Source organism: Streptomyces sp. NPDC102441 (assembly GCF_044765585.1).
In the GTDB taxonomy this organism is placed as follows: Bacteria; Actinomycetota; Actinomycetes; order Streptomycetales; family Streptomycetaceae; genus Streptomyces.
Genome location: NZ_JBIWKH010000015.1, coordinates 162320 through 176190 on the forward strand (window position 1 = coordinate 162320; position 13871 = coordinate 176190).

Annotated in this window: 12 protein-coding genes, 1 pseudogene and 1 riboswitch; of the genes and pseudogenes, 10 read left to right on the top strand and 3 right to left on the bottom strand. The window is 71.9% G+C overall.

Annotated elements, in window-relative coordinates:
• Positions 1 to 11: 11 nt before the first annotated feature.
• On the bottom strand, positions 12 to 590 hold the full coding sequence (locus ACIREO_RS30145) for a TetR/AcrR family transcriptional regulator (RefSeq protein ID WP_404115880.1): 579 nt from the start codon (positions 588 to 590) through the stop codon (positions 12 to 14).
• Positions 591 to 700: 110 nt separating this feature from the next.
• On the opposite strand from ACIREO_RS30145, the gene ACIREO_RS30150 reads away from it, so the two are divergent.
• Positions 701 to 1567, top strand: coding sequence for a hypothetical protein (locus ACIREO_RS30150; RefSeq protein ID WP_404115881.1), 867 nt, complete (start codon positions 701 to 703; stop codon positions 1565 to 1567).
• A 118-nt stretch (positions 1568 to 1685) separates the two neighbouring features.
• Positions 1686 to 2363, top strand: coding sequence for an HNH endonuclease family protein (locus ACIREO_RS30155; RefSeq protein ID WP_404116066.1), 678 nt, complete (start codon positions 1686 to 1688; stop codon positions 2361 to 2363).
• 106 nt (positions 2364 to 2469) lie between these two features.
• On the opposite strand, the gene ACIREO_RS30160 is transcribed toward ACIREO_RS30155, so the two are convergent.
• Positions 2470 to 3279 (bottom strand): DUF4352 domain-containing protein, encoded by an 810-nt coding sequence (locus ACIREO_RS30160; protein WP_404115883.1) that lies wholly within the window; start codon positions 3277 to 3279, stop codon positions 2470 to 2472.
• A 226-nt stretch (positions 3280 to 3505) separates the two neighbouring features.
• Between ACIREO_RS30160 and ACIREO_RS30165 the strand changes: the two genes are divergently transcribed.
• From ACIREO_RS30165 to ACIREO_RS30185, 5 genes are all read left to right on the top strand, one after another.
• A complete protein-coding gene (locus tag ACIREO_RS30165; RefSeq protein WP_404116068.1) occupies positions 3506 to 5593 on the top strand; it encodes an N-6 DNA methylase in 2088 nt (695 codons plus the stop codon).
• A gap of 99 nt (positions 5594 to 5692) precedes the next feature.
• The gene (locus tag ACIREO_RS30170; RefSeq protein WP_404115885.1) at positions 5693 to 6358 is read left to right on the top strand and encodes a hypothetical protein; all 666 of its coding nucleotides are present in this window, start codon (positions 5693 to 5695) and stop codon (positions 6356 to 6358) included.
• Positions 6355 to 7911, top strand: coding sequence for a protein kinase (locus tag ACIREO_RS30175; RefSeq protein WP_404115887.1), 1557 nt, complete (start codon positions 6355 to 6357; stop codon positions 7909 to 7911). Before ACIREO_RS30170 ends, ACIREO_RS30175 begins: the two co-directional genes overlap by 4 nt.
• Positions 7912 to 8081: 170 nt before the next feature.
• Positions 8082 to 8738, top strand: coding sequence for a SurA N-terminal domain-containing protein (locus ACIREO_RS30180; protein ID WP_404115889.1), 657 nt, complete (start codon positions 8082 to 8084; stop codon positions 8736 to 8738).
• A 47-nt stretch (positions 8739 to 8785) separates the two neighbouring features.
• Positions 8786 to 9781, top strand: coding sequence for a nucleoside triphosphate pyrophosphohydrolase (locus ACIREO_RS30185; protein WP_404115891.1), 996 nt, complete (start codon positions 8786 to 8788; stop codon positions 9779 to 9781).
• Positions 9782 to 9893: 112 nt separating this feature from the next.
• Here the strand turns inward: ACIREO_RS30185 and ACIREO_RS30190 are convergent, their stop codons facing one another.
• Positions 9894 to 11129, bottom strand: coding sequence for a cytochrome P450 (locus ACIREO_RS30190; RefSeq protein WP_404115893.1), 1236 nt, complete (start codon positions 11127 to 11129; stop codon positions 9894 to 9896).
• Positions 11130 to 11157: 28 nt separating this feature from the next.
• Between ACIREO_RS30190 and ACIREO_RS30195 the strand changes: the two are divergent.
• The 3 genes and pseudogenes from ACIREO_RS30195 to ACIREO_RS30205 all read left to right on the top strand — a co-directional run.
• Positions 11158 to 11469, top strand: a pseudogene (locus ACIREO_RS30195) (cytochrome P450); the annotation flags it as partial.
• Between the two features lie 105 nt (positions 11470 to 11574).
• Complete coding sequence (locus tag ACIREO_RS30200) at positions 11575 to 12567, top strand: transglycosylase family protein (protein WP_404115895.1); 993 nt, start codon at positions 11575 to 11577, stop codon at positions 12565 to 12567.
• A gap of 288 nt (positions 12568 to 12855) precedes the next feature.
• A riboswitch (cyclic di-AMP (ydaO/yuaA leader) is annotated at positions 12856 to 13027 on the top strand.
• Positions 13028 to 13720: a transglycosylase family protein gene (locus ACIREO_RS30205; RefSeq protein WP_404115897.1), complete on the top strand. Its 693-nt coding sequence runs from the start codon at positions 13028 to 13030 to the stop codon at positions 13718 to 13720. It abuts the riboswitch before it with no gap.
• Positions 13721 to 13871 lie beyond the last annotated feature (151 nt).

Consider the following 13871-nt stretch of genomic DNA (forward strand, 5'->3'; position numbering starts at 1 on the left):
GTAGGAGCGCGTCAGCTGTCCGGGGGGCCCGGCCTGAAGACCAGCCCGGCCGCCGCGCGGAACGCCTCCTCCGGGGTGCGGCCCTCCAGGGCGTCGGACAGGTTGCCGCTGAGCAGCAGGGTGGCGAAGCCGTGGGCCAGGGACCAGGCGGCGACGCCGGTGAGGCGGGCGTCCTCGCCCCGGGCCGCTTCGGGCAGGCCGCTGACGCCTGCGCGCAGTTCCTCGGTGGCGCGGGCCTTCGCGGCGATCAGGGTGGGGTCGTCGGCGCGGTGCAGTTCCGGGCGGAACATCACCTGGAAGTGCGCGGGACGGTCGACGGCGAACCGCACGTAGGCCACGCCCCGTTCCTGGAGGCCGGGGGCCTCGGCCAGGGCGTCGGCGAAGAGTGCGTAGCCCTCGGCGGCGACGGCGGTGAGCAGGCCGGTGCGGTCCTTGAAGTGGTGGGCCGGTGCGGCGTGCGAGACGCCGGCCCGGCGGGCCAGGTCGCGCAGGGACAGGGCGTCGGGGCCGTCCGCCGCGATGACGTCGAGTGCGGCGGTCAGGACCGCGCGCCGTAGGTCGCCGTGGTGATAGGTGCGCTCGCTGCTCATGGTTCCCTACGGTACGCGACATCTAGGCATTGACAAGTTATGGGGGCGGCCGCATGCTGGAACAGGATCTAGACGCTGACAAGTTTCAGGATGACGGGGAGACCGGGGACATGGCCGACGAGCTGGGACACGTACGTCAGATGTGGCACCTGCTGGAGCCGCTGCACGCCGTCTTCTACTACGCGCCGGAGGTGTTCGAGGAGGCCGCCGCCCTCGGGTACGCCACGGACGAGCGCTGGCCCAGCTACTTCGCGTGGCGCGCGGCCCCGCTGGGGGCGGCGGACGCGGACAGGGTGACGGCGGTGTTCCACAGCTTCAGCCCGGCCATGGTCGCCCGGTACGTCCCGGCCGGGTGGGACGTGGCGGAGCCGCGGGCGGTGCTCGCGGCGCGTACGAGGGCGGTCGACCGGGCGTACCGGGCGCTGTTCGGTGACCGGGTGGAGGGTGCGGAGTTCGCCGAGGCCGCCGCACTGGTGCGCCGGGCCGCCGAGGCGGCGGACGTCACGGGGCGGCCGCTCGCCGGGGCCAACGCCGCCCTGCCCTGGCCCGAGGCGCCGCATCTGGTGCTGTGGCAGGCCGCCACGGTGCTGCGGGAGCACCGGGGGGACGGGCACATCGCGGCGCTGGTCGCGGAAGGGCTCGACCCGGTGGAGTCGCTGGTGTCGTTCGCGGCGGTCGGCGCGGCCCCGCCCGAGGTGTTCGCGAGCCGGGGCTGGAGCGCGGCCGAGTGGGATGCCGGCCGGGCCCGGCTGGTGGGCCGGGGGCTGGTCGCGGCGGACGGGTCCGCCACCGAGGCCGGGCGGGCGCTGCGGGCGCGGGTGGAGCGGCGGACGGACGAAGCCGCTTCGGTGCCCTGGGCGGCGTTCGGGGCGGAAGAGCGGGAGCGACTGGTGGAGTTGCTGGGCCCGCTGTGGGTGGAGGCGATCGGCTCCGGGCTCCTGCCGGCCGAGACGACGCTGGGGATCGGGAAGGTCTGAACAGGGCCCTGGGAAGCGGCGGTCCGGCGTCCTGCGCCTACGCTGGACCGCTGTGACGCCTCTTCCTTCCGTACGCCGCCCCCGCAGTGCCCGCCTGGCCCCGTTGCTGACGCTGGCCATGACCGGATCGCTCGCCCTCACGGGCTGCGACGCCCTGAGCGATCTGCCGGACCCGTCGGCCACCTCGGCAGCACCGGCCGCCGGGGGCGCGGCACTTCGGGCGGTCGATGGACTCGTGGTGAAGGGCCGGGCGCCGAAGACGGGATACGACCGTGACGAGTTCGGGTCCGCCTGGGCGGACACCGACCGGAACGGGTGCGGCACCCGGGACGACGTACTGGCAAAGCAGTTGTCCGCTGTCGCGCGGGACTCGGACGGCTGCAAGGTGCTCAGCGGTGTCCTCGACCCCGATCCGTACACCGGAGGCCGCATCGCTTTCGAACGCGGTCGCAGCAAGGTGGACATAGACCACCTGGTCGCCCTCTCCGACGCGTGGCAGAAGGGCGCCCAGCAGTGGAGCGACGGAAAGCGGCGGGCGTTCGCGAACGACCCGCTCAATCTTTTGGCGGCCGACTCGTCCACCAACCGCCGCAAGGGGGACGGGGACACCGCGACCTGGCTGCCGCCCAACAAGGCCTATCGCTGTACGTACGTGGCGGGGCAGGTCTCGGTGAAGAGCAAGTACGGGCTGTGGGTGACGGAGGCCGAGCGGGACGCCATGCGGAAGGTGCTGTCCTCCTGTCCAGCCGAGAAGCTGCCCACGGGCGGCAGTCCGACCGAGGCGCCCACGCGTTGACGTCGGCTCGGCCGTGTGGGAAGGGTGCCCCGGTGGGCCGGCCCGCCCGCTGAGGGGTGGCCGGCCCTGGGGCTCTCGTCCGGAGGGGCGTCGCGTGGTCCCTCCGTCAGAGCTTCAGCTCCCACTGGCTCGCGTCCCATTCGAAGCCGGGGCCGACCTCGACGTTCAGGTTCCTGGCGTCGGCCGGGGCGTCGAAGGCGTACTTCGCCGTGATCTTCCTGCCCGGCAGGACGGTGCCGGTGAAGCCCTCCCCGACCTTGCCGTCGAAGATCTGCTCGGCGTTCACACCGTCCTCGCCCGCCCGGGCGTCGACGCTGACGAGCGCCGCGTCGAACTTCTCCTTGCCCTTGTTCTCGATGACGACCGAGACCGTCCAGGCGCTGTTGCCCTTGGTGTGGCCGATCGCGAACTCGTCGGCGGTGTATGCGGCGGGGGCGTTCACAGTGATCTCCAGGCCGTCGTCGTAAGCGGCGGAGTCCCCCTGTCTCAAGGTGTCGTCCTTGCCCTCGGCGCCGCCGGCCGCCCCGCCACCGGCCGGTTTCGCGGAGGCGGAACTGTCCTCGACCGCCTTGTTGATGTCGGTCACCACGTCGTCCACGGCCTTGAACGTCAGGACCGCCCCGACGACCGACAGGATCAGTGACACGAGGCCGAGGACCGCGCCGAACGTCGTCACGCCCTTGTTCGTGGCCTCTCCGCGCTTGGCGCGGCCCCGGCCTGCCAGGCCCAGGATCAGGGCGATGAGGCCGAGGATTCCCGCGAGCCAGAAGAAGAACGGGATCAGCCCGGAGACCGTGCCGATGATGCCGAGGACGAGGGCGGCGATGCCGAGACCGTTGCGAGCGGGGCGGGTGCCCGGCGTCTGTGCGGGGGCGTACGGCTGCTGGGGCTGTTGCGGCTGCGTGTACTGGGACATGGCTGTGCCCTTCCGATGAAGAACGGGGACTGTGAGCGGAATGAAGCGCCGCATTGATGTGCGGCAGGTCAATAAGAGCATTCCCTGTGAACCGAGTCAACAGAACAAAGCCTGTGAACCGGTGACTCGGCGGTATCGGTATGCTCGCCCCCACACAGCAGGTGACACCGATGTGCGCGGAACGGGAGACAGGCCAGTGCCGGACAACTCGACCGACTCGACCGAGGTGACCGCGGCCGGAATCGCCAGACTCGCGGGCGTGGGCCGAGCGGCCGTCAGCAACTGGCGCCGCCGGCACGCCGGGTTCCCGAAACCTGTCGGGGGGACCGAGGCCAGCCCCTCCTTCGCGCTCCACGAGGTCGAACAGTGGCTGCGCGACCAGGGCAAGCTCGCCGAGGTACCGCTGCGCGAGCGGGTCTGGCAGCAGCTGGCGGGCCACCCCGACGGCGCCGTGACCGCACTCGTCCACGCCGGGTGCGCCCTTCTGCTCGTCCGGGACAGGCCCACCGCCTGGCTGGAGATCACCGCGGTCTCGGACGCCCGGATGGCAGGTGTGCTTCCGGCCGCTCTGGACCACGTGCTCACGGACCGCTTCGGAGACGGGAGCGCGGTCCCCACGCCCACGGCTTCCGCACTCCTGCCATCCGTCCCGCTGCTGCGCGCCGCGGCCGAACTGGCGGCGGAGACCGGCGCCCGGCAGGCGTTCGACTTCCTCTTCGGACGCCAGCTGGACGCCAACCCGCGCCAGTACACACTCACGCCCCCCGGACTCGCCGAGCTGATGGCCGACCTCGCGACACCGGCCAGGGGTGCGGCCCGGCAGAGCGGCGGAAAGAGCTCCCGAACGGTCCTCGACCCGGCGTCAGGGACCGGCGCCCTGCTGTGCGCCGTCGGCCGGCCCACCGCGCTGTACGCCCAGGAGGCCGATCCCGACCTGGCGGCGCTCACCGCGCTCCGGCTCGCCCTGCACTCCACGGCGAAAGGAACCGACGCGCCCGCACTCGCGGTCCGGACCGGCGACACCCTGCGCACCGACGCGTTCCCCGGACTCGGCGCGGACGTGGTGCTCTGCCACCCGCCGTTCAACGAACGCGACTGGGGCCATGACGAACTGGCCTACGACCCCCGCTGGGAGTACGGCTTCCCCGCACGCACCGAGTCCGAACTCGCCTGGGTCCAGCACGCCCTCGCCCATCTCCGCGAGGGCGGCACCGCCGTCGTGCTGATGCCACCGGCCGCCGCCTCACGCCGCTCCGGACGCCGGATCCGCGCCGACCTGCTCCGCCGCGGCGCCCTCCGCGCCGTCATCGCGCTCCCGGCCGGCGCCGCACCCCCGTACGGCATCCCCCTCCACATCTGGGTCCTGCGAAAGCCGGGCTCCGAGCAGTCCCCGGCGCCCGAACTCCTCGTCGTCGACGCGGCGGAGCCCGAGTCCGCAGGTGCCCCGTCCGGCCGTGACCGGCTGGACTGGCCCGCGGTGCGCGGCGCGGTGCTCGACGCGTGGGCCCCCTTCGACGTGCCGGGTCGCCGTGAGCCCGTCGAGGAGCGCCCCGGGACCAGCCGGGCCGTCCCCGTCATCGAACTCCTCGACGACGACGTGGACCTGGCCCCCGCCCGTCATCTGCCGCCAACGGCCGCGGGCGGGGGCGCGGCCGAACTCGTCCGCGTACGGGAACGGCTGGACGACACCCTGAAGCTGACCGCCCGGCTCACACCGCCCCCCGCAGTCCCCTGCGAACCGGCCAGGCGGCCCTTCACCACGGTCGGTGAACTGGCCCGCGCGGGCGCCCTGCACCTGCGGACCGGCTCCGGCTCCGGCGCCGGCACCGTACCGGTCCTCACCGAGCAGGACGTCCTCGCCGGCACCGCCCCCAGTGGGGCGCCCTCCACACCGGCCGCGTCCCCGCAGGACGAGCCGCTCCTGCTGGAACCGGGTGACGTCATCGTGCCCGTACTCGGCGGCGGCGCGGTCGCCAGAGTCGTCGACGAAGCCACCGCGGGGGCCGCGCTCGGCCGCAACCTCCAGCTCCTGCGCCCCGATCCGGCGGCCCTGGACCCCTGGTTCCTCGCCGGCTTCCTGCGCGGCACCGCCAACAACCGGCAGGCCAGCAGTTATGCCTCCACCGCGACACGGCTCGACGCCCGCCGCCTCCAGGTGCCGCGCCTGCCCCTGGCCGAACAGCGCACATACGGTGAGCAGTTCAGCGCCCTCGCCGCCTTCGAGGACGCGCTGCGCACGGCCGGGCGGCTCGGCGGGCAACTCGTGCAGGGGATGTACGACGGACTCACGGACGGATCGGTCGCTCCGGAGTGACGTGAAGCACAACGGTTGTGCACATCCCGGGACCGGTTGTCCGTATCGGTGTATACGCTCACTGCACACGTCCCATTCCACGCCCTCCGGGAGCAGCACATGCACGGCTACGGCTATCCGCCGGAGCAGCAGCCGAAGCCTCGCCTTTCCTCGTCCTCGCTGGTCACGCTGCGCGTGGTCTTCGTGGCACTGGCCCTGCTGAGCTGCACGTTCCTCGCCTGGGCGCCCATGCTGCGGCTGGCGATCGTCACCCGTAAGCAGCGCGACTGGTGGCTGTTCGGCCTCGTGCTGGCGCTGAACGTCGGACTCATCGTGTACCTCGGTTCGTTGCCGGTGGAGGACGACACGCTCACGGACGGTCAGGCGATCGTCATGCTGTCCTGGATGCTGGTGGTTCTCGTCGGCTCGGTCACCCACTACCTGTACACGGACATACGGCACTTCGGCCCGTACGGCGGCGCCCGGACCGGCCCGCAGGCGGGTCCCCGCCCCGGCCCGTACGGCAACCCCTACAGCGGTCAGCACCCCGGGCCCTTCCCGTCCACCGGATTCGCGGCGCAGCAGACGGTGTCCGCCCCGCCGCCCCAGCCCTCCCCTCCCTACGGCCGTCCGCCGGCCCCGCAGCAGAGCTCCGCGCCCATGCCGCCCGCACCCGCCGCACCGCCCACCACCCCGAGGCCCGCCACCCCGCAGCGCCTCGACCAGGTGCGCGCCGAGCTCGACGAGCTGAGCGACTACCTCCGCAAGGAAGGCGACAGCCGGTGAACGGACGTGTCATCGCCGGGCGTTACCAGCTGGCGACCATTCTCGGCCAGGGCGGGATGGGGCAGGTCTGGACGGCGTACGACCAGCGCCTCGACCGCAGGGTCGCGGTGAAGCTCCTGCGCCCCGACCGGGTCGCGGGCCCTTCCGGGGGCGACGCACCCGAAGAGCTGCGCCGCCGGTTCGTCCGTGAGTGCCGGGTGACCGCGCAGGTCGACCACCCCGGTCTGGTCACCGTCCATGACGCGGGGAGCGACGGCGACGACCTCTATCTCGTCATGCAGTACGTCGAGGGCGCCGACCTCGCCGACCACCTCGCCGAGCACGTCCCCTATCCCTGGCCCTGGGCCGTGGCGGTCGCCGCCCAGCTGTGCGCGGTGCTCTCCGCTGTGCACGCCGTGCCGATCGTCCACCGCGACCTCAAGCCCCGTAACGCGATGGTGAAGCCCGACGGCACCGTGACGGTGCTCGACCTGGGTATCGCCTCCGTCATGGACACCGACACCACCCGCCTGACGCACACGGGCTCACCGATCGGCTCGCCCGCCTACATGGCGCCCGAGCAGGCGATGGGCGGCGCCGTCGGCCCCTACACCGACCTGTACGCGCTCGGTGTGCTCCTGCACGAACTCCTCAGCGGTGACGTGCCGTTCTCCGGCTCCACCGCCCTGGGCGTCCTGCACCGCCATCTCTACGAGCCACCGCTCCCCGTCCGGCAGCTGAGGCCCGAGGTCCCCGAGCCGCTCGAAGCACTCGTCCTGAAGCTGCTCTCCAAGGACCCGCAGGACCGCCCTGCCTCAGCCCAGGAGGTCTACGAGTCCCTGCGGCCCCTGCTGCCCGCCGGAGGCACACCGGCCGGGCCCCTCGACCCGACCCGGCCCTTCCTCCGCCCGCACGCCCCCTGGCCGGACAGGGCGGCCGTCCCGGCGACGGCGCCCGTCCCCGCCCAGCAGGCACCCGCAGAACCCCAGGGCCGGCCCGCCCGGCCGAACGTGGCGCAGGCCGTCGACGACGTGAAGCGGCTGCTCGGGGAGGGCCGCATCACCCAGGCCGTCGACATCCTCGGGGGGATCCTCCCTGCCGCCGCCCAGGAACACGGCGAACACTCACCGGTCGTGAGGATCCTGCGCAAGCAGTACGCGGCCACGCTGATGGACGACGGCCAGTACCGCCGCGCCCTCCCGGAGCTCCGCCGCCTCGCCGACGACCGCGTGGCGGAGGCGGGCCCCGCCGACCCCCAGGCCCTCCAGTTCCGTCACGACGCCGCGCAGTGCCTGGAGCAGCTCGGTGAGGCGGCCGCAGCGCTCACCGAGTACCGCGCCGTCCTCCCGTACTACGAGAACGGCTACGCGACGTCCTCCGGCCCCGGCCGCGCCTTTGACATCCGCCACCGGATCGGCCATCTCCTGCTCGGGATGGGCGACCACACGGCGGGCCGCGCCCAGTTGCAGACCCTGCTGTACGACACGGAGCGCGCCTACGGACCGCACCACCCGCTCCCCGTCGAGCTCCGCCGGCAACTGACCCACCACCAGGACGTACGCGGTTCGGTGTGAGGCACCGGACGGCCGGAACGGGCGGGCCGGAAGGGATTCCGTCCGCGACCCCACACTGACCGGTCCGGAAATCGTTGGTCGAAGCAGTGGCCCCAATCACGTCCACTGCCTAACATCGATCACCGCAAGGCTTTGTGCACTGATGCACAAACTCTCCCCGGGAGGCTCCTTTGCACCGCCGACGTCGCACCGCGCTCGCCCTTTCCGCCGCAACGCTCGTCGCGGCGCCGCTCCTGACCGCCTGTGGCAGCGAGGCCCATCCCGGTGCCGCGGCCGTGGTCGGCGGCGACCGCATCGACGTGGCCACGGTCCAGGCGCAGGCGGCCGACGTGCGCACCGCGCAGCAGGACTCCGAACGGTCCGAGGAACTGGTGGCGAAATCGGGCCAGCTGAACCGCGTCAAGCTGTCCGGCCTGATCTTCGGGCAGGTCCTGGACCGTGCCGCCGAGGACGCCGGCGTGAGCGTCAGCCGTAAGGAGATCCAGCAGATCCGCAGCGCCGCCGCCCAGCAGTCCGGCGGGGACCAGGGCGTGCGGACGCTGATGCTGGAGCAGCGCTGGGTGGCGCCCGGCCAGATCGAGGCGAGTCTGCGCCAGGAGGTCCAGCTCCAGAAGCTGGCGCAGGCGCTCGGCGCCGATCTGCAGGACCCCACCGGGGTGCAGCAGGTCGGCCAGAGCCTCACCGCGGCGTCGAAGGCGCTGCGCATCGACGTCAACCCGCGCTACGGCAGCTGGGACGACCAGAAGGTCCAGCTCAGCACCTACAAGGCCCCGTGGATCACCCAGGTCACCCCCGTCCAGGGGCAGGAGCCGGAGGCAGGCGCCTGACCTCGACCGGACAGAACACCTGGGGCACCCGGAGGTAGGTTCGGGGTGTGAACGCTGAAGACCCCGGCCGTATCGTCCTGCTCACCGCCAGCCACCGGGTCGCCCCCGGTCTGCTGTCCTGGCCCGCCTGGCAGACGCTGCGGGCCGCCGACCGGGTGCTGTGCGCCGAGTCCGGCCACCCGCAGCTGCCGTATCTGCGGGAGGCGGGGGTGGCCGTGGAGCACACCGCTCCCTCGGCCGAGGAGCTGGTGGACGACTGCGCGGGCGGCCGGACCGTGGTGGTGCTGGTGGGCGGCGAGGGCAATCAGCCGCTCACCGACGGCCTGGCCCGGCTCGGCGGTTCGGGCCGGGTGCAGATGCCGGACCTGGAGCTGCTGCCGGGTTCGTACGACCTGCCCGGCGCGCGGCTCCTCGATCTGGTCCAGGTCATGGACCGGATCCGGCTCGAATGCCCGTGGACCTCGCAGAAGACGCACGAGGGCCTCGCGAAGTACGCCATTGAGGAGGCGTACGAACTGGTCGAGGCCATCGAGGACGGCGACCGCGGGGAACTGCGCGAGGAGCTCGGCGACGTACTGCTCCAGGTCGTCTTCCACGCCCGTATCGCGCAGGAGGACCAGGAGGAGCCGTTCGGTATCGACGACGTCGCGGCCACGATCGTCGAGAAGCTGATCCACCGTCACCCGCACGTGTTCGGCGACGAGACCGCCGAGACCCCGGAGGACGTCCGCGCGCACTGGCTCCGTACGAAGGCGATCGAGAAGCAGCGCGAGTCGGTGACCGACGGGGTGCCGCTCGGCCAGCCCGGTCTGGCACTGGCCGCCAAGCTCGGCAGCAGGGCCCGTGCAGCGGGTCTCGACGCCGCGCTCCCCGAGGGCGACGGGGTCGGCTACCGGCTCCTCGCCCTCGCCGTACGGGCCGAACAGGACGGCGCCGACCCGGAAGCCGCCCTGCGGGCCGCCGCCCGCGCCTACCGGGACGCGATCCGGGCGGCGGAGGGGCTCGGGAGCCCCGAGGCCGCTCCGGACAGCGCCGAGGAGTGAACGACAGCCCCGGCACGGCCCCCGCGCCCGACACGGCGCCCGGACTCTTCACCTGGGAGTTCGCCACGGACCTGATACGGGACGGGCCCTCGCGGGCCTGGCCTCCGGGCCGTCACCGGGGCGTGAACTCCACCGGCAGCGTGCGCAGGCCGCGCATGATGAGGCCACCCCTCCACCGCAGGTCGTCAGCGGGCACGGCAAGCTGAAGATCCGGCAGACGACGGAACAGGGTCGCCAGCGCGGTGCGGCCCTCCAGCCGGGCGAGCGGGGCGCCCAGGCAGTAGTGGATGCCGTGCCCGTACCCGAGGTGTTGGTTGTCGCGGCGGGAGAGGTCGAGGGTGTCCGGCTCCTCGAAGCGTGCCGGATCACGGTCAGCCGCAGCGAGTACGACCAACACCGGATCGCCCTCGCGGATCTGCTGCCCGCCGATTTCGAGCGCCTCGGTGGCGTAGCGCCAGGTGGCCATTTCCACCGGGCCGTCGAAGCGCAGCAGCTCCTCGATGCCGGTATCCAGGAGGGCGTCGTCACCCCGGTCGACAGCATCCTGGAAGACGGAGCGCTGCGCGGGGTTGTGAAAGAACGCGTGGGCGCTGTTTCCGATCAAGTTGATGGTGGTTTCGAAACCCGCGAAGAGGATGACGAAGCACATGGCGGCGGCCTCGTTCTCGGTGAGGTGCTCGCCATGGTCGCTTGCCCGGATCAGGTCGGAGATCAGGTCGTCGCCGGGTTTCTCCCTCTTGCGTTGGATCAGTTCGGCGAGATAGTTGCGAATCTTCTTCACCGACCGGGCCACTCCGCCGCGAGGGCCGCCACCGTGCCGGATCATCATCCCTGCCCAGTCCCGGAAGTCGTCCTGGTCCTCGCTCGGGACTCCGAGCAGGTCGCAGATCGCATAGATGGGCAGCGGGAAGGCGAAGTCGTGGATGAGGTCCGCGTTCCCCCGGTCGGCGAAGCCGTCGATGAGGCGGTCCGTCAGCTCCTGCACTCGCGGTGCGAACTCGGCAACGCGGCGCGGGGTGAACGCCTTGGACACGAGCCTGCGCAGCCGGGTGTGATCGGGCGGGTCGATGTTCAGCAGGTGCGTCATGAGGTTGGCGCTGCGCTCCCCGGGGATGCCGGTTCTGCTCTTCCCGTGCGCGTCTTCGGCGTGGTGCGCCGGGTTCTTCGACAGGCGGCTGTCGGCGAGGGTCTGCCGGGCATCCGTGTAGCGGGTCACCAGCCAGGCCTCGACACCGCTGGGCAGGGTGGTGCGGTGCACGGGGCTGTGCTCGCGGAGCGAGGCGTACGCGCGATACGGGTCGGTGGCGAACTCCCAGGTGAAGAGTTCCGGCGACGGGGTGTGGTTCACCTGACGACGGTATCCGGCGGCCGCGGAGCTCCTGCGCTGCGCCTACCGGGACCCGGAGCGATTCCAGGACGGGGACACCCTGGACCTCGCGCGGAGTGACAATCAGCACCTCGGATACGGGCACGGGATCCACTACCGCCCGGGGGCTCCGCCGGACCGGCCGGAGGGGAAGGTGGCGCCGGCGACCCTGCTGAGGCGCCTTCCCGACCTGCGGCTTGCTGTGGAACCTGCCGATTTGCGCCGGCGCGGCGGACTCATCATGCGTGGACTACGCACACTGCCCGTCGAGTTCGGCCCCGGGGATCCGGCCGAGAAAGGTGACAGCCTGTCAACTCTGTGACTTTCACGTGATCTCCGCTGCATCGACTTGTGACACACGTTCGAGTACGGCTAGGTTCACCGTTCGACTCACCCGTCACATGTCAGTCACACGGAAGGCAATCCCATGGGCTCCGCGACCGGCAGACACCGTCGCCCTCGCCAGGCACCCGCCATCGTCGTCGCCGCAGGCGTCACCGGATCGGCCATTGCCATCCCGCTGCTCAGTGCCGGGGGCGCTCAGGCCGCTGACGCGTCGACCTGGGACCGGGTCGCCGAATGCGAGAGCGGCGGCATGTGGAGTGCCGACCTCGGCAACGGCCACTACGGCGGCCTGCAGCTCTCCGAGGACACCTGGTCGGCCTACGGCGGCACGGCGTACGCGCCCCGTGCCGACCTCGCCAGCCGCTCGCAGCAGATCGAGGTCGCGGAGAAGATCCTGGACGACAAGGGCCCCCAGGCGTGGGCCAGCTGCTCGGTGATCTCCGGGCTCGCCCTGGACGAGGGGCTGCCCGGCGTCGACCCGGGCGGCGAGCCGTCGGCGGAGCCCTCGGAAAGCGCGACCCCGTCCGAGACCCCCTCGCCGGAGGCGTCGGACGCGGCGGACACGGCTGAGGGCAAGGACGGCTCGGAGGATGGCTCGGAGGACGGCTCCGACGGCTCCGACGACTCCGACGCGAAGGGCGAGGCCGGCAAGGACGGCGCGGCGGACGAGGGCGACGAGACCGGCACGTCGCCGTCCGCCACTCCGTCCCCCGAGGCCTCCGAGACCTCCGGTGTCCCGGAGGAGGACGGCACGACGGCCGGCAAGCACCGCGGCACGCCGGCCCCCGAGGCGACCACCGGGCCGAATCAGGGCGACGGGCGCGACTCCGGCCGGCACGCCTCGCGCGGCGAATCCGAGGCGCGGCAGGGCGCGGAGGGGACGTACACCGTCCGCGAGGGCGACAACCTCTGGGCGATCGCCGACGCGCAGGGGCTCGTCGGTGGCTGGACCGGCCTCTACGAGGCCAACAAGGGCGAGCTGGGCTCCGACCCGGATCTGATCCTTCCCGGCCAGGTCCTCGACCTCAGGTCGGACGCGAAGGGCGCCAAGGCGGAGACCGCCGGCACCAACTGATCAAAGCGGGAAAACACCCCGAAAACGGGGGCAGTTCAGAGGCCTATGTCCACTTATGCGTAAGTGAGACATGGGTCTCTTTGCTTCAACTGGTGCGCCCGGTGCGCCCGGTCCGTCCATATTGGCTCCGACCTGCGAAAACGACCCTCCACATCGGGCCGTTACGGGCTGATTGGTCGTTATGTCCATCTTTGAATGTGGGGGTTGCGTGTGTTTACGGTCGGAGCCGCTCGCACCGCGGGCACCTTCGACCGTCACGCCGAATCCTGCCGTCGGCCGAAGGGAACGACGCGTAAAGCGCCGTAGGCAGGAGCGGGGGACCCAGGTAAGCGCCGGACCCGGCCGTCGGAAGACGGGTCGAGGTACGGCTAGGGGTGAAGTCGTCCGAGAGTGAGGGCGGCCGGGCAACTCACAGGCCCGAACCCGACAGCTCACCTCGTAGGCGTCGGTGAGGAGAACCATGCTGCTTTCCAGCAAGGGCAAGCACCGTCGCCCGTCCAAGGCCGCCCGTGTCGCCACCCTGGCCGGTGTCACCGGTGCCGCCGTCGTCGTACCGCTGATGGGCGCCACGGGCGCCTCCGCCGCCTCCGTCGACACCTGGGACGCCGTCGCCCAGTGCGAGTCGGGCGGCAACTGGTCCATCAACACCGGCAACGGCTACTACGGCGGGCTGCAGTTCTCGGCGTCCAGCTGGGCTGCCGCCGGCGGTACGCAGTACGCCTCCCGCGCGGACCTGGCCAGCAAGGACCAGCAGATAGCCGCCGCCGAGAAGCTCCTCGACCTGCAGGGCCCGGGCGCCTGGGCCTGCGCCGGTGCCGGCGGGCTGTCGAACGACGGTGTGGACCCGGGTGTCGACACCGGCTCGGAGAAGAACGGCGACACGGCCCCGCAGGCCACGCCGGAGCGCAAGGCCGAGCAGCCCACCACGCGCAGCGAGAAGCGCACGGCCCCCGAGAAGACCGTCACCACCCCGACCGGCAAGAAGGTCGAGAAGGGTGACGGCGAGTACAAGGTGAAGGCCGGGGACACCCTCAGCAAGATCGCTGACACGAAGAAGGTCAAGGGCGGCTGGGAGAAGCTGTTCAAGCTGAACGGCGACATCGTCGACGAAGCCGACCTGATCTTCCCGGGTCAGCAGCTCCACCTGAAGTAGTCGTAAAGCACCGGGGTCCTCCTCCTGCCCCGGAGGCTCCGGCCCGGCGCGCCGACCCCCCGTGCGCCGGGCCGGAGTCGTGTCCGGCCCCGGCGGGTGCAGAGATTTGCCCGTAATGCGGGCTCTTGGGTCCTTTTTCGTCCCGGGAGGC

Coding starts and splice junctions, on each gene's coding strand:
- ACIREO_RS30150 (WP_404115881.1), top strand. CDS start 701: ATGGCCGACGAGCTGGGACACGTACGTCAGATGTGGCACCTGCTGGAG.
- ACIREO_RS30160 (WP_404115883.1), bottom strand. CDS start 3,279: ATGTCCCAGTACACGCAGCCGCAACAGCCCCAGCAGCCGTACGCCCCC.
- ACIREO_RS30170 (WP_404115885.1), top strand. CDS start 5,693: ATGCACGGCTACGGCTATCCGCCGGAGCAGCAGCCGAAGCCTCGCCTT.
- ACIREO_RS30205 (WP_404115897.1), top strand. CDS start 13,028: ATGCTGCTTTCCAGCAAGGGCAAGCACCGTCGCCCGTCCAAGGCCGCC.
- ACIREO_RS30145 (WP_404115880.1), bottom strand. CDS start 590: ATGAGCAGCGAGCGCACCTATCACCACGGCGACCTACGGCGCGCGGTC.
- ACIREO_RS30200 (WP_404115895.1), top strand. CDS start 11,575: ATGGGCTCCGCGACCGGCAGACACCGTCGCCCTCGCCAGGCACCCGCC.
- ACIREO_RS30155 (WP_404116066.1), top strand. CDS start 1,686: ATGACCGGATCGCTCGCCCTCACGGGCTGCGACGCCCTGAGCGATCTG.